Genomic DNA, 20,015 nt, shown 5'->3' on the forward strand with positions numbered 1-20,015 from the left:
AATCTAAGATAAAAATAAATAGAATTGTAATGCTTAGAAATAGGCTTTTATAATCCTAATTTCAAGTTTAAATTGAGAATTTTCGAGCTAAAGAACTGCGAGGTAAAACACGCTGAATTTCTTCAACGGTGGTGGCTCCAGTTGTGACTTTTTCAATGGCGGCAATTCGGAATGATAAAAAGCCTGTTTCATGCAAATAACGATGTAATTCTGTTAGAGTTCCTTCATAGATAATTTCACGAATTCGATCATCAACAGCTAATAATTCTACAATTGCTTCTCGCCCAGAATAGCCGGAATTAAAACAGTTAGAACAGCCTCGACCTTTGCGCCAACTGTCAGTTTTTACATCTTTTAATTCTAACCCTAATAGGTCTAAATCCATCGCCGTTGGGCTATAGGATTCCGCGCAGTGGGGACAAACACGACGGGTTAAGCGTTGTCCCACAATTCCTAATAAGGCATCACTAATTAACCCCGGATCGGGGCCAATATCTTTTAAACGGGGAATGGCACCAATGGCATCATTTGTATGCAAGGTTGTTAACACTAAATGACCAGTTAATGCGGCACGAATGGCGGTATCTGCCGTATCTTGATCCCGAATTTCTCCCACCATAATAATATCAGGATCTTGTCGTAAAATAGCGCGTAATCCAGAAGCAAAAGTCATCCCGGCTCGTTCATGAACTTGAGTTTGAGTAATCCCAGATAAGATATATTCAACGGGATCTTCCACGGTGACAACATTAACATTTTCTGTGGCAACGGCTAACAAACTATTATAAAGGGTGCTGGTTTTTCCTGACCCTGTGGGCCCGGTAAAAATAATCATTCCTTGGGGTTGACAGAGCCAACTTTTATAAATATTTAATGTGGTTTCAGAGAAGCCTAAATCTTGTAATCCAGAGAAAGGATTTTCTTGGGGTAATAATCGAATTACAGCTTTTTCACCCCCGACACAGGGCAGGGTACTAACCCTCATATCGAGGGCAACTTCTAAGTCTTTTCCTGATACATAATTCTCCCCAATTCTGCCATCTTGGGGGCGACGACTTTCGGCAATATCCATATTAGACATAACTTTAATTGCCACAATAACTTTACGTCCAATATCCGAAGGTAAGAGGGTAATATTGCGAAGTAAACCATCAATTCGATAACGAACTCTTAAACCATCTTGGGAAGGTTCTAAATGAATATCACTGGCACGATTTCTTAAAGCTCCTGAAATTAAAGTTTTAATTCGAGTCAGTTGATCCGCGGCTTTTGATAAATATAATTCGGTGGTTTCACTAACATTTTCCGATTCTAATTCTCCCGTTAATGGGTTAATTAATGGGTTAGATGTAATTCGATGGGGATCGAGATGTTGGGCATGATACCAAGCCCGATAACTTTTATCATCAATGGGGATAATTTTAATATCAGAAAAAGTGCGATCGCCCATCATGGTGAGTGCGTCCATGGAGACTTCTACCGGACATCCCAAATAATAACAATTTTGCCATAATAATAACGGAATAACCGGGGGCAAAATATTTTTATCTGGAAATTCACGAAAAAATCTAAAACTAACATCCCGATCCAATAATTTTAGATTCAAAATTTTTTGATCATCGACTAAATTTTTCAATGCTTGTTCACAGTTAATACTCTGGTTTCTCAGTTGTTGCCAAGCGGATAAAACGGGTGTTCTTGCAGTCATAATAGGTTAACAATAGGATCAATATAATCCAATCAAAAATTGAGTCAATAAATACATCAGTTATCTAGTATAATTATACAGGTAAAGTATATATTTTGAACTTAACTCTCCTTCAATCTGTCTTCTTTGTATCGTAAGTACACAATTGACACATAATAAAGAAGGAACTCCCATCGGAAAATTTTATTCGCTCAACAGTTAAGCTTATGAAAAGACGCTCATTTCCTAAAATTTTGGTAATTGGTCTAGTTGTTTTAGGACTCCTGGGAATTGGGGGAGTTTATAAATTATCAGGTCAAAACCCGGCTGCTTTAGTTACAGGTAGCACAAAAACAGCACCAGAGGCGGCAATGTTTGTTCCTCGGACGGCTCCGGCGATGGTTTCATTATTAGTAAATCCTGATCGGTTAGAATCAGTGGGAAAGATTTTAACCTTTTCTCAAAAAAGTAATAATAATCGGATTCAACTTAACTCTATTAAAGAAAGTCTGTTAACAAATACAGGGTTAAATTATGGGCGAGATATTCAACCCTGGTTAGGGAATGAAATCACTTGGGCATTAATTACTCCTGATCTTGATCGATTAGCTAATAATGGTCAACAACCTGGATATCTTGTCGCTTTATCAACAAAAAATTCTCAAAAAAGTCAGGAGATTTTAGATAAATTTTGGCAAAAACAAGTAGATGCGGGTTTAGATATTGTTCAAGATCAATATCGAGGGGTTAAACTAATTTATCGCCGTCCCTTTCAAGGAACAATTGATGATGCACCGACTTTAGTTATGGCTACAATTAATGATCGCTTTGTGTTATTTGCCAATTATCCCAAGGTGATGAAAGAAGCCTTAAATACGGTACAAGCGAATCTGAATTTAAGTCAATCTGAATCCTATCAAAAAGCCTTAAAAGAATTAAAACCTGGGGGAGTGGGATTTGGATTTTTTAATTTAGGAGATTGGCAATTAGTAACTGACCAAACAGACGAATTTATCGGTCAAAAACCAAGTTTAGCCGTATCTTTAGGGATTAATTCTCAAGGATTATTAGCGGAAACCGTGTTAATTGCTACCGTCGAGGAAGATACAACTAATCCATCTCCGGCATTTTCTCAACCCGTAGCAGCATTAAACTATATTAGTTCTAATAGTCCGTTATTAATTGCCGGAAAAGACTTAAATCAACTCTGGAAAGATTTCTCTGCTATTGTTGCAGCTAATAAACCTTTAGAACAATTTATTACCCAACCTATAGACGGAATTAAAACTTTATGGGGTTTAGATTTACCTCAAGATATTTTTAGTTGGGTGACAGGAGAATATGCCTTAGCTGTAGTTCCCCATAGCAATGAAAAATGGGATTGGGTGTTTGTGGCAGAACGTTCAGAAAATGCTAATTCAGCTATTGAAAATTTAGATAAAATAGCAACAGAACAAGGCTATAGTTTGGGATCATTCAATCTTAATAATAATACCCTTTCCGCCTGGACAAAGTTAACCCCGATGGTTTTGGAGAAAAAGGATAAAGCCAAAACTCAAACTAGATTAATTCAAGCAAATGCAAAAGGAGTACATTCAACCGTAGGAAAATATGAAATTTTTACAACTTCTGTAGAAGCAATGGATGAGGTATTGGGATTGTCAAAAACGGAAAATTTGATTACTCAAGATCCTAATTTTAAGGCTAGTATTGAAGTTTTACCTAAAATAAATGATGGTTATTTCTATCTCAATTGGCTAACCAGTCGGAATTTCCTTAATCAACAATTCCCTTTGTTTAAATTAGTAGAACTTTCGGCTAAACCATTTTTTGATAATTTGCGATCGTTTACCATTAGTAGTAGCGATCGCGTCGGGAATATTCAGCACGCAACGGTATTTTTAAGACTGCGTTAAATTCCGTTGTTGGGATGAGTGCCCCTCCTGATGCGCTCAAGCGCAACAACGAGTTTTTAATGGGGGTTATGATACTTCTAGGGTGGGTTTTGCCCACCCGAAAATTTGAAGATTGACATTTTTCTATTCAAGAAATCCGATGCAAGTAACTAAAACATTATTTCAAACTAAAATTCTCAACAATGCTATCCGCAATTTTGCCTTTCCTGATGATTTGCTAAAACGTCATGAAATTCTTCAAAGTTGGATTGAAACCCTCAAAATGGGAACGTTAGAAGAAGTTAAGGAAACGTCTTTACAGGGGGATTTTTTAAAAGATATTTTTCAAGATATTTTAGGCTATCGGTCTGTGATTTCAGGAGAGGGAAAAACCTGGGAAATTCACGCCGAACAAACGATTTCTGATGGGGGTGGATTTGCTGATGGTGCGTTAGGATTATTTACGAATATTGAAGGCAAACTACAGGGAAAAATTATTGCACCTATTGAATTAAAAAGTGCTAAAAACGATTTAGATCGACCTGCACCCGGATGTAAACTTTCTGCGGTTGAACAGGGTTGGCAATATGCTAATTATACAGAAAATTGTCGGTGGGTGATTGTTTCTAATTATCGAGAATTACGTCTTTATCAAATTAGCAAAACTCCGGCTTATTTTGAACGTTTTTTATTAATTGAATTAGAAGCGATCGCAAATTTTAAAAAGCTATATTATTTACTCTGTCGGACTAATTTTCTACCCAAAACCGGACAACAACAATCGGTTATTGATCGATTATTAGCTGATTCCGATACCGCCCAACAAGAAATTACAGAACAACTCTATCAAGATTATCATAATGTCCGAATAAATCTTGTTAATCATTTTCGCTTCACCGGGCCGAAAAATCTCCCAAATCGAGATAATATTTTAATTGAAAAAGCTCAAAAAACCTTAGATAGAATTCTATTTTTAGCTTTTTGTCAAGATCGAGGTTTATTACCGAAAAACACCCTTAATAATGCTCATGATCACAAAGATCCTTATAATCCTCGATTCATTTGGGATAATTATAAATCAGTCTTTTCTTGGGTTGATAAAGGAAATGAAGATCCACCAATTCCTGGTTATAATGGAGGATTATTTGAACATGACCCGTTATTAGATGAACAATTAACGGTTACTGACCCTCTGTGTACACAACTCAAAAATTTAACTAAATATGACTTTGAGACTGAGGTTTCTGTTGATATTTTAGGGCATATTTTTGAACAATCAATTACGGATTTAGAAGCATTAAAAGCTAAAACTCAAACTCAGGAATTTAACCAAAAATCAGGGAAACGCAAAACCCAAGGAATTTTTTATACTCCGGCGTTTATTACTCAATATATTGTGCGGGTAGCTTTGGGTGGTTATCTCAAACAAAAAGAAGATGAATTACGCGATAGCCTCCGGCTGGGCGGAGCCCCTCGCTTTCAATTAAATATTACCACAAAAACCAACAAAAAGCAACAAAAACAGGCAGAAATTCAATTTTGGCAAACCTATCGAGATCAAGTTTTAAAACTAACCAAAGTTTGTGATCCCGCTTGCGGTTCGGGTGCATTTTTAATCGCGGCTTTTGATTATTTATTCCAAGATTATCAACGAGTTAATCAAGCCTTATCTGCCCTGCTCACAACACCAGAAACAGAGTTAGAACGTTTAGATACAATGATTTTAACTCAAAACTTATATGGGGTTGATTTATCGGCGGAGTCGGTCGAAATTACTAAATTATCTCTGTGGTTAAAAACGGCGGAACACGGAAAATCTTTAACGGATTTAGATGATAATATTAAACAAGGTAATTCTATTGTTGCTGATCCTGAATTTACCGATAAACCCTTTAACTGGGAAACAGAATTTCCTGAAGTATTTGCTAACGGGGGGTTTGATGTGGTAATTGGAAATCCTCCCTATGTCCGACAGGAATTATTATCACCAATTAAACCCTATTTAAAACAGCATTATCAATCCTATAATGGGGTAGCTGATTTATATGCTTATTTCTATGAAAAAGGGTTGAATATCCTCAAACCCGCCGGAAAATTATCTTATATTGTTACTAATAAATGGCTAAAAGCGGGTTATGGTGAACCCTTGCGACGGTTTTTTATTGAGAATAGCACTTTTGAGCAAATTATTGATTTTGGACACGCCCCAATTTTTGAGGATGCAGATACTTTTCCCTGTATTATATCTGTTTATAAATCTTCTCCTTCTCAAGCTGAAACAACTGAACTAAAAACCTCTATTCCTGCTGAATTTAATGTTAAACTCTGTCCAGTTCCCAGGGAAAAATTAGCTAATATTAATTTAACTCAATATGTCCAAAATGAAGGTTATGATGTCTCTTGGTCAAGGTTTACAAGTGAATCTTGGAGTTTAGAACGTCCAGACGTTGAGGAGTTAATGAAAAAAATTCAGCGTGTGGGAATTCCTCTCAAAGATTTCGCCGGGGTTAAACCGTTATATGGCATTAAAACCGGGTTAAATGAAGCCTTTTTAATTGATGATGAAACTAAAAATAAAATTGTTCAAGCTGACCCAAAATCCGCCGAAATTATTAAACCTTATTTACGAGGTCAGGATATTAAACGGTGGAGTCCTGAATGGCAAAATTTATGGATGATTTATACTAACTCCGAAGTTGATATTAATTTTTATCCTAGTGTAAAACAACATTTAAGTCAATATAAAGATAAGTTAGAAAAGAGAGCCAGTAAACAAGTTTGGTGGCAAATAGAAGCTTCTCCTACCTATTACCAGAAATTTTTAGACCCAAAACTAATTGTGCAACGCATAGCATTTTATCCCAGAGTAGCTTTTGATAATCAAGGTTTATTTATTAATGATTCAGCTTTAATTATTCCTAGTGATAATTACTGGATATTAGGATGTCTGAACTCTCCTGCTAATTGGTATTTAAGTTTTCGTTATCTACCCCATAAAAAAGATGAAGCATTAGCAATGGATATTCCTTATGTTCAAAATTTTCCCATTGCACCACTGACTAATATAATGTCTGTCGAGTATGAGTCTATAGTCCAAAGATTAATTGAGATCACAATATCTCAGAAAACAGTATATCAAGATTTTTTAACCTGGCTACAAATCCAATATAAAGTTAAAAAAATTACTCGAAAATTAGAAAACTTTGCCGACCTGAATTTTGAAGAATTAATCGAAGAAGTGATCAAACAATTACCCAAAAGTAAATCATCCGACCCCTTGGGAGTCAAAGGGTTAAAATCAATTCGAGAAGCCTATAACGAATATGTACCAGATATTAAAACTCGTAAACAAGAAGCACTAAACCTAGAAAAACGGTTATCCGATTTAGTTAATCAAGCCTATCAATTAACTCCAGAAGAAATTGAATTAATGTGGAAAACAGCACCCCCTAGAATGCCTTTTTATCCAAGTTAATAAAAATAGATTGTACAGTAATAGGCAATCTGGCTATGGGTATTTTTGAGGGAAACTCTGAATCTGATCGGGTTTGGTGGTATGATCGCTTCCTAACCACCTGAAGCACTGCTATACCAGAAATTTGTTTTTGATCGATGCTCAACCGCCAACGTTCGACCGTTAGCGGCCCCGACGTAACAAAACTTATTCTTTTTTCTCAGATAACTTCACTCAAGTCTATACAATAATTGTCGGTACGATTTTTTATCAAATTAAAAAAAAGTTTAACTTAGTGAACGAGGTTAAACTCAGGTCGCGGGAGGGCATTCCGAGACTTAAAACGGACGTGGAGACAGTGTAAGACTACTTTTTCGGTAGCAACAGTCTGCGAAGCGTCAACCCCATTCAGCGACCATCCTAAAAAGGTGGCGTGGCGAGAAATCCCCGTCCGTTTACGGCGAGGAGGATGTCAAAAATGTCTGGTTAATTAGCCAAAATCATTTTAATCTGAAAGATTAAATTGGCAACGACTCAAGCAAGGATAGGGTTGAAAGCGTCCCGGCCAAGGGCGTCGAAACTAATCCGTTGAATGTTTGAGAACAGTACCATATTCCAGGTTCCATACTGTAAAGATTCAGATAGGGAGCGACAGAGATCGAATGAGTATAAAAGCAAGTGGTGGAAGCTCAGTTGCGCGTCCGCAACTCTATCAGACCGTACCCGTTGCAACCATTTCCCAAGCGGAGCAACAGGATCGCTTTTTGGGCAAAAGCGAATTAAGTGAACTGGCAACCTATTTCAGTTCTGGGGCGAAACGTTTAGAAATTGCTCAAATTCTGACACAAAATGCAGAATTGATTGTTTCTCGTGCTGCTAATCGGATTTTCACGGGGGGTTCACCTCTAGCGTTTTTAGAAAAACCTAGCGAAGCGACCGAACTGGTAGCCGTTGGTGGCGGTAGCAGTAATGTCGCCGAAGGCATGAAACTGGGAACGATTTCCTATGCGGAGAGCCGTAGTAACAGCCTGTTGGATGGTTTAAAATCCATTTTTGTAGATGCAGGATCGGGGCCAGCCGTGTTTTTACCCCCCGGTTTCGGGCCAATTAACGTTTCTCGTTATGGCCCTCGGAACATGACTAAATCCCTGCGGGATTTAAGCTGGTTCTTGCGTTATGTAACCTACGCCATTGTCGCCGGTGATCCAAATCTAATCGCCGTTAACGTGCGGGGACTGCGGGAAATTATTGAAAATGCCTGTTCTAGCGCGGCAACTTTGGTAGCCCTGCAAGAAATGCGTCGGGCTGCTTTGGGCTATTTAAAAGCTGACAAAGAAGCTCAAGAAATTGCCCTGCAATACTTTGGGGTGTTAATCACCGAATTTGAAGCTTCCACTCCGGGGACAAAGGTTCGCCAACGTCCTAACAGTAGTGACAAACAGGGGTTAGCACTGCCTCAAATTTACTTCAACGCCGCCGAGCGACGTCAGAAGTTCGTGATGAAACCGGGCCTGTCTTCGACGGAAAAAGAAGATGTGGTGAAAGCGGCCTATCGCCAAGTGTTTGAACGGGATATTACCCGCGCCTATAGCTTGAGCGTTTCCGACTTAGAATCCAAGGTGAAAAACGGCGAAATCTCCACCAAAGAGTTTATCCGCCGCTTAGGGAAATCTCCGCTATACCGGAAAAATTTCTATGAGCCCTATGTGAATAGTCGGGTGGTGGAACTGGCAACCCGTCACTTTTTGGGCCGGGGTTTAAGTTCTCCTGAAGAATTTACCAAATATTTCTCGATTGTGTCCAAAGGCGGTTTATCGGCCTTAGTGGATGCGCTGGTGGATTCAGAGGAATATTCCGATTATTTCGGGGAAGAAACCGTTCCCTATTTGCGCGGTTTGGGTCAAGAAGCCCAAGAATGTCGCAACTGGGGGCCACAAATTGACCTGTTTAATTACAGTGCTCCTTTCCGCAAAGTGCCTCAGTTTGTGACTTTGTTCGCAGACTATAAACAACCTCTGCGGGATCAGCACGTTTACGGGACTGGGAATGATCCCCTGGAAATTCAGTTCGGGGCAATTTTCCCGAAAGAAACCCGCAATCCTAGTAACCGTCCGGCTCCTTTTGGTAAAGATACCAGAAGGATTCTGATCCGCAATGGGGCTGGAATTGATAACCAGTTAAGTAACCCAGCGGCCAGAGGCAACCATCCTGGCTCTTTGGGGCCGAAGGTGTTCAAGCTGGATCAACTGCCTGGGGGCTATATTAGCAGTCGGTTCAAGCGCAGTGGTAGCAGCAAAGGAACCAGTGTTAATTACTCGGAATCCTCTACCCAAACGTTGATTCGTGCAGCTTATCGGCAGGTGTTTGGTCGGGAACTCTATGAGGGTCAACGCCAAACCGTTGCGGAAATTAAGCTAGAAAACGGCGATATTACCGTGCGTGAGTTTATTCGCGCCTTGGCGAAGTCCGATGTGTTCCGTAAGATGTATTGGACGTCGCTGTATGTGTGTAAAGCGATCGAATTTATTCATCGCCGTCTGTTGGGTCGTCCAACCTACGGCCGTCAGGAAATGAATGCCTACTTCGATCTGAGTTCCAAGAAGGGCTTCTATGCTTTGGTAGATGCCATTCTCGATAGTCAGGAATATAACGAAGCCTTTGGGGAAGATACGGTTCCTTATGAACGGTATTTGACTCCGGGGGGTGTTTCTCTGCGGACGGGTCGTGTCGGTGCCTTTGCTGAGAAAAAACCTGTGGGGCGTGATGAAGTTACTCCTCGGTTTATTGAACTGGGTACTCCTGACCAAACTAAGGGTGAGATGGAGTTAGATAATCGTGTTGCTCAAGGTGTCAGCAAGCGACGTGAACAAAGCAAAGTGTTCAAGTTGACGACTACTACTGATAAAGTGGCGCTGAAGACCTTAATTCAAGCGCTTTATCGTCAAATCTTTGAGCGCAATATTGATCCCTATGTGAACAGAAATGAGTTTACGGCTCTGGAAAGTAAGCTGGGGAACAATGAAATTAACCTGAAGGAGTTTGTTGAGGCGTTGGGAAGCACTTCTCTGTATATTAAGGAGTTCTATACCCCCTATCCCAATACTAAGGTGATTGAGTTGGGAACCAAGCATTTCTTGGGTCGCGCACCTCGCAACCAAGCGGAAATTCGGCAGTATAACCAAATCCTGGCAACCGATGGGTTGAAGGGGTTTATTAATGCGATGGTGAACAGTGTGGAATATGCTCAACTGTTCGGGGAAGATACGGTTCCTTATCGTCGTTATCCCACCTTACCTGCGGCTAATTTCCCGAATACGGAACGGCTGTATAACCAATTAACTAAGCAAAACGATGAGTTAGTAGTTCCCAGTTTTGAACCTGTGACTGCGACTGACCGTAGCTAAAATCAGTAATCAGTTATCAGTGTAAGAGTTAATAGTCAAGAGTTAGTTAACTAATAACTAATAACTAATAACAGCTTATATCCCTCTGTGTTTCTATGGAGGGATTTTTATTGCCGAATTATATAGCACTACGCATTACAGTTAAAACACTTCTAAATCCCGGCGCAGCCTGTTCCCTCCCCCCCCAGCCCCCCGTGCACGGGGGGTTTGGGGGGCTGTTCCGGTGTTCCGGTGTTCCCTGCTGTAATTAATATTGGGTTCCCGTCTTCCGATAATGAACCGCCGTAACTCCATCTGAATTCAACACCTGACCCTGATGAACAGTGGCATAAATTACCCAATGATCGCCACATTCCATCCGATTTTTTACCTCACAATCGAGATAGGCTAAGGCATCTTTTAAGATCAAACAACCCGTCGATGTTTCTTCCGTTTCTATGTCAACAAACCGATTTTCTCCGGGTTCAAAACGCTTGAGAAAATGTTTTCGCAGTTGTTTTCCTTCCTGCAAAATATTGAGCACAAAGCGATCGCCAATATGAGTTAAGGGTTCCAAGGCCCGATCCTTAGCCACCGCTACGGTAAACCCAGGGGGGTTGAAGGTCGCCTGGGACACCCAGGAGGCTAACATGGCGCTGTACATCTCCCCCCGACGCCCGGACACGACGCACAACGAACCAACCACACGCCCCAAGGCTTGGGCGGTGCGATCGGCTCCCGCAGAGGTAGCTGTGGGACGAAATGCCCGGCGTTTTTGGGTGCGTTTGAGGGTTTGAGCAAAATCAATCGCCGCCTCTTTACAGGTTTGTAGGGTGACATCCGTGGGGGTAAATTTAACTCGGATGGGTTCAAAACCAAATTTATAACCCGCATCTTTTAAGCGACTTTCTAATAAGTCAATTGCCTCTCCACTCCATCCATAGGAGCCAAATACTCCGGCTAATTTATTCGTCGAAGCTGTATTTAAAATCACTCCTAAAGCGGTTTGAATTTGGGTTGGAGCATGACCTCCTAGGGTGGGAGAACCAATAATAAATCCATCACATTTTTCTAGGGCTTCTTGAATTTCTGAGGATTTGGCATATTCACAATTAATTAATTCTACGGCGATATCAGATTTTGTTAATCCTTTGGCGATCGCTTGGGCTACTGTTGCGGTATTTCCATAAGCTGAGGCATATAATAATGCTACAGTTAAGTCCTGAGATTTCTGTTTTTCACTCCAATCTCGATATAAATTTGTTAGTTCTGTTTTGCCATGTTTAACTAACGGCCCATGACCGGTTCCATAGAATTTAATCGGAGGTAATTCCTTGATTTTATCGAGGTTAGAAAGAACATATTTAGCCTGGGCTGCATGAAGACAGTCATAATAGAACCGTCGATCATCGCTATAAACTGACCAGCCTTCATCAAAGACTTGATCGCCGCAAACGTGCGCCCCAAATAGCTTATCGGAGAATAAAATTTCCGTGGCTTGATCATAGGTTAAAATGGCATCGGGCCAGCGAGGAGTAGGAGTTAAAACAAACTGCAATTGATGACATTGACCTAAATCTAAGGTTTCTTCTCCTTTGATGGTTAAAATTTTTAAGTTTTCAGTTTCAAAATATTCTCGTAATGCTAAAGCAGCCGGATTTGAACAAACGAATGTTATATTAGGTGATAATTCCAATAAAGCCTTTAATGTCGCCCCTCGATTAGCATTAAAGTGACCCAAAATAATATAATTCAACTGTTCCAAATTCACACGAGTTTGTAACGCTTCAATGTAATTTTGGGTAAAGGATTCTCCGGGGGGATCAATAATTGCAGTTTGATCAGCTTCAATAATATAACTATTCGCCGTTGTTCCCCGTTGTAGGGAATATTCAACTTCAAATTTTAACCGTTCCCAAGTGCGCGATCGCACTATTTTTGTGTTATTTCCAATTAAAAAAACTTGAACATCACGCGGTTTTTGATTATCCATAATCTTATATTAAAAAAAGTTTTTTTGATCTCTCTTGAGCCTTAAGCATCGATCCCCCCTGCATCCCCTGCCCTTATTAAGCAGGGTTAGGGGGGATTAAGGGGGATTAATAATGATTTCCGACTTTGCGATGGTGAACCGCAGGTAGCACATCAGGATCACTGACTCGTCCATTATCAACGGTGGCGTAAACAATCCAATGATCACTTAACTCCATCCGACTTCGGACTTGACATTCTAAATAGGCTAAGGAATCTGTTAGAATCGGACTGCCATTATTAGCAGTTTGGGTATTAATTCCTTCAAACCGATCCGCACCAGGAGTAAATCGTTTTAAGAAGTGTCTCATCAGTTTTTGATAATTACTTTCTGCCAAAACATTCAGCACAAATTTATCATCAACCTGCATTAACGCTTCAATGGCTCGATCCTTAGCAACGGCAATGGTTAATCCTAATGGTTGAAAACTTGCTTGAGTCACCCAGGAGGCTAACATCGCACTACTAACTTCTCCTTTTTGAGCCGTAATAATATACAATCCACCGCTTAAGCGTCCCATGGCTTTATCTAAGTTACTATCCAGGGATTTCATCTGCTTAACGGTTTTATCTCGACTCAACCATTGTCCGATATCTGTACCCGCTTCATCGCAGGTTTGATAGGTGGTATCATGGGGAGTTTCCGTAATCCGAATTGAAGGAAAGACTTGCTTTAATCCAGCATCATTGAGTTTAACTTGCAACGGATATAAGGATAAATCATTTCCGCCTCCCGACTCATATAAACCGTAGGATTGTTTATTATGAGCCGATGCAATAATAGTATTAATTGTTTCTTCTGCCAGTTCAGAACCTAAACCAGAAACCGGGGGCATTCCGATTATAAATCCCGCAGAACCCATCACTAATTCCCGCACTTCTGTCGCTTCAGCCTTGCGTAAATCCATCATTTCTACGGCAACACCTGTTTTTGTAATGCCGTGGGCGATGGCTTGGGAGAGGCGATCGCTATAGCCATAGTCGGAGAAATAAAACACCGCTACAGTGGTTTCAGATTTAGTTTGTTCGTGACTCCATTGCCAATAACGTCCTTTTAGTTCTTCTAAATTATGCCGTAATAATGGGCCGTGTCCCGTGGCAATAGTGGTAATTTCTCCTAAAGGTTCCATGCGTTTCATCGCATTAATTACCGAACGAGCATTAGGAGCCATTAAACACTCATAATAAAAGTGAAAATCTGGTTCAAGTGCCGCTAAGTTTGTATCGTAGGTTTGATCGGAACAATAGTGCATTCCAAACGCATCGCAAGTAAATAAGGTTTGGCTTTTCCGATCAAAGCTAAAAATTGTATCCGGCCAATGTAAATTCGGAGCAGATACAAATTCTAAAACATGATCATTTCCTAAATCTAAGGTATCGCCATTTTTAACTAATTTACGTTCAAAGGGGGTATGGGTTAAATTTTCTAAAAATTGAATTGCTACCTTCGACCCCACAACCGTAACATTGGGAGCAAGTTCTAGGATATCTTTAACTAGGCCACTGTGATCGGGTTCGGTATGACTAATAATTAAATAGTCAATATCCGCAGGATTAATTAATCCTTTGAGTGTGTCTAAATATAGTTGCCGGAATTTGGCATGGGATGTGTCAACCAGGGCTATTTTTTCCCCGCGAATGATAAATGAATTATAGGTTGTACCGTTTTGCAGGCCAAATTCTATATCAAATCTTTCCCGATCCCAGTCCAGGGAACGAATAGCAGTGGTATCAGCAGCAATCTCTTGAACTTCAATTGTTAAACGATTTTGTTTTACACGATCAGTGAGGGCTACCATTCATGACCTCCCTAGATAATTGGTTATGACTTTGACTTGTTTCCCTATTGTGACACGGATTAATCGTAAAGATTTATTAAAAAACCTATCACCCAGTTCAGCTTTACAAAAGTAAAGCTGTTGATGGTTGGCGAGTATCCTCGCTCCCCTGGCTTTTCCCGCGCCCATCTTTACAAAGCCTTAACAATTGCTAACAAATTTTTACACAATTCTTGAATAGGGGGCTTGACCCCTCACCCAAAAAAAGTTATATTGTGGTATGTAGATGCACCCTGATGGTAGGGAGAGTGGCTAAGGCGACTCTCTCTTTCTTTTTGTTCTTTGATGGTAGACCGTGAGGCAGGTTTATAAGTAGTTGCACAAAATAAATTACCTAGTTGAGAGAGGGAACACCGGAACAGCCCCCCCAAACCCCCCGTGCACGCAGGGCTAGGGGGGGAGGGAACAGGGTAGAGGATGTGTAATTAATTTTGTTTAGGTACTTATAGAACTTGCCCATATCCCTATCCCATGGCGGAACGTCCCTGTTTTCCCAATTTAAAGAATACAAAATAACCCAAATAAAGAATATAAACAGCTAAACCCACTAAAGCAAAAAAGCCTAAAAATTGAGGGGTCAAATTAGGACTAAAAGTTTGTCTATATAACCAGGGAGGGTCTAGCCAAATCCGACAAGTCGCATCGGCGATTAAATTTTTTTGACCTTGAGAAAATCCACAATGTACAACCGGAATTAAAGCGATCGCACCCAAAAGATTATAAACCGTTGCCGCCCAACGCCAAGAAGTAAAGATTAACTTCAGACCCGAATTAGGCATTTCTGAAACTTCTTCATTCAGATCCACCCAAAACCAGAGGGAAATCGGAATTAAAACCCGTGCCATAATAGAAGTCAGAAAACCAATCGGGAGGGCAGCAATCATTAAATACAAACTAATGATCAACAAACTAGCAACACGAAAATAGGTGATCATTAAGCGTTGAATAGCTTCAGCTTTCTGAACAAAAGCCCAAATAAAGATCACAAAGGGAATAATTAGTGCAAATATAACCGCCAGCCTATAGTCCGTCCAGACCAACGGTTGTAACCAGGGAGATTCGACGGCTAGTAAACAATTAAACATCCTAAATTATCAAATCCAATTAACAAAAATTAAGCAACTGGGTTAACTAAAGTTAACTCCCAGTTGCTGATCAATTAACAAAGACTATAAAAACCCAAAAAACAACGGATTAGTCTTCATAAATACGACATTCATCCGCACCAGGGTTATCGTTGCAATAGACTTCAAAAGAGTTTTTGGGTTTTTTTTGTTTTTGGTGTGAAGCTTCAGCTTGTAATTCTTCTACAGCATCCCAAGCTGCTGCACACTCTTTAGAGTTCGAGCCAGTGACATCACAGACTGTGCGGGCTCCCTCTACTTCTTTCTCGATGACTTCGTTGATGTCGTTCATAAACCTTTCGTCCAATCCAAATCTACTAAGTACAGGTTCCAATTATACTTTAGAACATTTTTCAACAGTTCAGTCAACCCAGACAGTAACATTCATTGGATCTGCTGTATTCCACACAATCTGCTATCTTAGCACAAGAGAGCCGACTATTGAGGGAGGGCGAAGATGGCAGAATCAACAACCAAACCTATGCGCTGGGTCAGTGCTTTATCTGAACGTCCTTCCTTGGAATCGGCGGTAAAAGAAGTTGTGGAAATCGCTCAAGATGCCTTACGAGCTTCTCCAGACCTAGGTTTAGTCTTTATTTCCTCGGCCTTTAGTAGTGAATATTCCCGACTGATGCCCTTACTCCAAGAACATCTCAATCTTCCCATGCTGATCGGTTGTGGTGCAGGGGGTGTGATTGGCATGAATTCCGATTACCAGGCTGAGGAAATTGAGGGAGAACCCGCTCTGAGTCTCACTTTAGCCCATTTACCGGATGTTGCAATTCATCCGTTTCATCTATCGGCCGATGATTTGCCTGATTTGGATAGTTCCCCGGATCAATGGGTAGAATTAATTGGAGTTAAACCCGAAGATCAGCCCCAATTTATTCTGTTAGTTGATCCCTACTTTGGTCAAATTAATGATTTCCTGCTGGGTTTAGATTACGCCTACCCGGGTTCGGTAAAAGTGGGAGGAGTGGCCAGCACTGGAGCCATGGGTGGGGCTACAGGGGTATTTTCCGGTTCCAAACGCTATTCTGAGGAAATTGTTGGTTTGGCGTTGTCTGGTAATATTGTGATTGAAACCATTGTTGCTCAAGGTTGTCGTCCCATTGGCCATCCCTATCGCGTGACCCAAGCTGAACGCAATATTGTTTTAGAAGTGGAAACTCCATCGGCAGATTCTGAACCAGAAACCAAGTTTTCCGTTTCTGTGCGCTTATCTCCCCTAGAAGCATTGCAGGATCTGGTACAGGAATTAAGTGAAGAAGATCGACAACTGGCTCAACATTCGTTGTTTGTTGGGGTGGTGCGGGATGAATTTAAACAGAAATTGGAACCGGGAGATTTTTTAATTCGGAATTTAATTGGGGTTGATCCCCGGGCTGGAGCGGTGGCCATCGGCGATCGGGTTCGTCCCGGCCAACGGATTCAATTTCACCTCCGAGATTCTCGCACTTCCGCAGAAGATTTAGAATTATTAATCGAACGTTATCAACGACAGGCTTCTTCTTTTCCCCAAGGAGTAACCAATGCTGGGGCATTAATGTTCTCTTGTTTGGGACGGGGAGAAGGGCTTTATGGGGAACCTAACTTTGATTCCCGACTATTCCGGCGGTATTTTAATATTCCCCTGAGTGGCTTTTTCTGCAATGGTGAAATTGGCCCGGTGCGAGATACTACGTTTCTACACGGTTATACCTCGGTTTTTGGAATTTGTCGGCAAAAAAATTATTAATTAATATCAATTCAATTTTTGTAAAAACCGAGTTTTTGAAGTTTATGCAGGAAAATTCACAACAGCTTTTTGTTTTGACCCAATTGTTTAAGGTTGGTATTGATCGGGCGGATATGATGTTAGAAACTATCTGCCGATCGCCGATCAAGTTAAAGTTACTATCTGTAGATTTATTCCCCCCGCTACAGTTACCGATGCAGTTGGAAAAACGATTGGGTTCTAAGAATTTAAAATCGGTAGGAATGGCATTTACAGGGGAGTTTCAAGGAAATACTCAACTGATATTTCCTAAACAAACTGCGGCAATATTAATTGATTTGATTGAAAGTGAAGATCGGCGCAAATTAGATAAAGAGGCTTTTGAAAAAGCCATTTTTAGCGAAGTAGGAAATATTTTTTATAATGGGATTATGGGAGTGATTAGTACCCTCTGTGAATATGGAATTACCTATATGATTCCTAAATATAAAGAAGGAGATCTGAGAAATCTATTGTTAGGGAGTTTATCTCCTAAATATTCAATTGCTTTGATCGGAAATATTGAAGTATTCCCAGATCGAAATTTAGTCTTCTGGTTTCAATTTGATACCTTGGAAAAACTACTAGAAAAAAGCGATAACCTGGGGGATTATTTTGATGTTTAGAATAGGGAATTACGAATTACGAATTACGAATTACGAATTACGAATGGGTAAGAAAAGAGTTTAGCCTGTGGGTTTGGGTTTTAGACTCCTTTGAATCCTGTTTTTATTTCTTGTTCTAAAAGATTAGATTGAGCTTGGGGAGATTTTTTTATTAAGCCAATTTGGGTTAAAACAATTCCAAAAATAATTACTATACCCCCCATATATTGAGGCGTTGTAGGAGTTTCTCCCAAGATAAAATAAGCCGCTAAAATTCCTGCTAATGGACTAAAAGAGCTAATCAAAGAAATGTCCGAAGCCGTTGTATTTTTCATTCCCTGAAACCAGCAAATTTGACCCCCTACTACAATTACTATTCCATAAACTAACATCCATTGCCATAGAAAAGGAGAGAAAACATCCATAAAATGTTGTGATCCAAATATGTGCATAGCCACTATAAAAAAAATAATTGTTCCCGTGACTGTACGGAAAATGGTAAAAATTCCTAACGGGATTTTTCGCAGTTTAATTTTACTAATAATACTCGAAATAGCCAGGGCGATCGCTCCCCCAAGAATCATTAATTCAGGAATCCCGATCATTAAACGTCTTCCCATTTCTATCATTCCCGATTCAGGGGGTTGAAGAATAATCGTCAAAGCCACTCCAATAAAGGAAATTACTGCACCCAGAATGACCCAAAAATTAACTTTTTCCTTGAGAATAAAAATTGATAATCCCAAGCTTAAAGCGGGTTCAATTCTGCCAATTAAAACCACATTATTAACGCTAGTTTGTTCCAATGCTGAAAAAATTAAAGCTGGGGCGATCGCACTAGATAAAATAGCAACGGTTAACAGACCTAACCAATCAGATACTGAAAGTTTTTTGATGTTGTTTACCGTCCATTGTTTCCTATAAATCAGTAATAAAGCCAATAAAGCACAAACATTCCCCACAAATAAAACATTACAAAAAGCAATAGGATTTCTCCCATTGATTAAATGTTGTCCACCCAGATCCGCTAGTTTGCTCACAATTGCATTAGAAGTGGCAAAAATAATAATAGCTAAGGCTAAATAACCCCGACCCGTCATTAAATTTTTATTCATCTGCTTAATTGTAGAGGATCTAAACTTTAAGATAAAACTAACTGTGCAAAATTATCAATTTGATCTGTAGCACTAAATTCTTCAAAGTAGCGACGCACAGACGGCGGAAAAACCTCAAAATTAAATTGAGTATCTCCGTTGGCGATATCTGCCCAAAAATAACGCAAATGGGGAACTAATTGTTCGGCTTCTTGAATCGTTAATCTTAACGGTGGATTGGTTAATAGTTTCATCATAAAGGGAAAAGAATGTTCCCCCATCCATTCCCGTGATTTTACGGATAAATCTGGCCAATCTTCAACGGCGGTAATTCGATGGGATTCTATCTTTAAAACGGGTTTTCCCTGAGCATTTGTATGAACACAAATCACGCGATAGGGATGGGGATAACTAACTAATGATCCTGTGGTAATATCATAAATTCCTTGCCATTGGGCAATATCTTGAACGTGCAAATGTCCGGTAAAAACTAACTGTACCCCCGCCTGTTTTAAAATCTCTAAAAAACGCGGAGCATTTTCTAACATATATCTTCGCCCCAAGGGATTCGTCGCCTGTCCTGGTAAATGTTCAATCACATTATGATGAATCATCACAAAAACCAATTGATTTTTGACTTGAGATAATACCTGTTCTAACCACTCTAACTGTTCTGACTTTAAACAGCCTATTTGATTGCCATTAACATCAAAATGATTGGAATTTAACCCAATTAATTGTAACCCGGGTAAAATTTCCTGGGTATAATCTAAACTTTGATGGTTTTCATAGCCAAAAGCTCGATAATATTGGGGAAATTCCTTCAATCCAATGGAATTTTTATGGCTTTCTAAGGCTGGAATATCATGATTGCCAGGAATTACATAAACTGGATAGGGCAGTTGGCTTAATCGTTGACTTAACCATTGATGATTTTCCCTTTCTCCATGTTGAGTTAAATCTCCGGGTAAGAGTAGAAAATCTAAATCTAATTCCCCTAAATGGTCTAATGCCAATTCTAAAGCGGGGATACTCACTTCCACTAAATGGAAACGATGGGGATGATCCCAAATTGTTTGAGGCAGAGCAATATGCAAATCACTGACAATGGCAAATTTAAAATTTAAGTTCATAAACAAATTGATAAA

At 40.0% G+C, this 20,015-nt stretch carries 12 protein-coding genes; 5 read left to right on the plus strand and 7 right to left on the minus strand.

Annotated features, from left to right (window positions below; translation table 11 throughout):
- Nucleotides 1-67 precede the first annotated feature (67 nt).
- A complete protein-coding gene (locus NMG86_RS21060; RefSeq protein ID WP_087882104.1) occupies nt 68-1,708 on the minus strand; it encodes a GspE/PulE family protein in 1,641 nt (546 codons plus the stop codon).
- A gap of 206 nt (nt 1,709-1,914) precedes the next feature.
- Between NMG86_RS21060 and NMG86_RS21065 the strand changes: the two genes are divergently transcribed.
- The 3 genes from NMG86_RS21065 to NMG86_RS21075 all read left to right on the plus strand — a co-directional run bounded on the left by NMG86_RS21065 (nt 1,915) and on the right by NMG86_RS21075 (nt 10,440).
- The gene (locus NMG86_RS21065; protein ID WP_026796437.1) at nt 1,915-3,603 is read left to right on the plus strand and encodes a DUF3352 domain-containing protein; all 1,689 of its coding nucleotides are present in this window, start codon (nt 1,915-1,917) and stop codon (nt 3,601-3,603) included.
- A 139-nt stretch (nt 3,604-3,742) separates the two neighbouring features.
- The gene (locus tag NMG86_RS21070; protein ID WP_026796438.1) at nt 3,743-7,057 is read left to right on the plus strand and encodes an Eco57I restriction-modification methylase domain-containing protein; all 3,315 of its coding nucleotides are present in this window, start codon (nt 3,743-3,745) and stop codon (nt 7,055-7,057) included.
- Nucleotides 7,058-7,698: 641 nt separating this feature from the next.
- Complete coding sequence (locus NMG86_RS21075) at nt 7,699-10,440, plus strand: phycobilisome rod-core linker polypeptide (protein ID WP_026796439.1); 2,742 nt, start codon at nt 7,699-7,701, stop codon at nt 10,438-10,440.
- Nucleotides 10,441-10,687: 247 nt separating this feature from the next.
- On the opposite strand, the gene NMG86_RS21080 is transcribed toward NMG86_RS21075, so the two are convergent.
- From NMG86_RS21080 to NMG86_RS21095, 4 genes are all read right to left on the minus strand, one after another.
- Nucleotides 10,688-12,412, minus strand: coding sequence for a diflavin flavoprotein (locus NMG86_RS21080; protein ID WP_026796440.1), 1,725 nt, complete (start codon nt 12,410-12,412; stop codon nt 10,688-10,690).
- Nucleotides 12,413-12,518: 106 nt separating this feature from the next.
- Nucleotides 12,519-14,249, minus strand: a complete 1,731-nt coding sequence (locus NMG86_RS21085) for a diflavin flavoprotein (protein ID WP_026796441.1) — start codon at nt 14,247-14,249, stop codon at nt 12,519-12,521.
- 503 nt (nt 14,250-14,752) lie between these two features.
- Nucleotides 14,753-15,373, minus strand: a complete 621-nt coding sequence (locus tag NMG86_RS21090) for a DUF3177 family protein (protein ID WP_026785260.1) — start codon at nt 15,371-15,373, stop codon at nt 14,753-14,755.
- Between the two features lie 109 nt (nt 15,374-15,482).
- Nucleotides 15,483-15,704, minus strand: coding sequence for a Calvin cycle protein CP12 (locus NMG86_RS21095; protein WP_026785259.1), 222 nt, complete (start codon nt 15,702-15,704; stop codon nt 15,483-15,485).
- A gap of 189 nt (nt 15,705-15,893) precedes the next feature.
- Between NMG86_RS21095 and NMG86_RS21100 the strand changes: the two genes are divergently transcribed.
- Together NMG86_RS21100 and NMG86_RS21105 are read left to right on the plus strand one after the other, a co-directional pair.
- Nucleotides 15,894-17,150, plus strand: a complete 1,257-nt coding sequence (locus tag NMG86_RS21100) for an FIST signal transduction protein (RefSeq protein ID WP_026796442.1) — start codon at nt 15,894-15,896, stop codon at nt 17,148-17,150.
- 44 nt (nt 17,151-17,194) lie between these two features.
- Nucleotides 17,195-17,794: a hypothetical protein gene (locus tag NMG86_RS21105; protein WP_026796443.1), complete on the plus strand. Its 600-nt coding sequence runs from the start codon at nt 17,195-17,197 to the stop codon at nt 17,792-17,794.
- Between the two features lie 80 nt (nt 17,795-17,874).
- On the opposite strand, the gene NMG86_RS21110 is transcribed toward NMG86_RS21105, so the two are convergent.
- Nucleotides 17,875-18,888 carry a DMT family transporter gene (locus NMG86_RS21110; protein WP_043939041.1) on the minus strand — a complete coding sequence of 338 codons (1,014 nt, stop codon included), beginning with the start codon at nt 18,886-18,888 and terminating at the stop codon, nt 17,875-17,877.
- 26 nt (nt 18,889-18,914) lie between these two features.
- The gene (locus NMG86_RS21115; protein WP_026796445.1) at nt 18,915-20,000 is read right to left on the minus strand and encodes a metallophosphoesterase family protein; all 1,086 of its coding nucleotides are present in this window, start codon (nt 19,998-20,000) and stop codon (nt 18,915-18,917) included.
- Between the last annotated feature and the right edge of the window lie 15 nt (nt 20,001-20,015).

This window comes from Planktothrix rubescens CCAP 1459/22, from assembly GCA_904830895.1.
In the GTDB taxonomy this organism is placed as follows: Bacteria; Cyanobacteriota; Cyanobacteriia; order Cyanobacteriales; family Microcoleaceae; genus Planktothrix; species Planktothrix agardhii.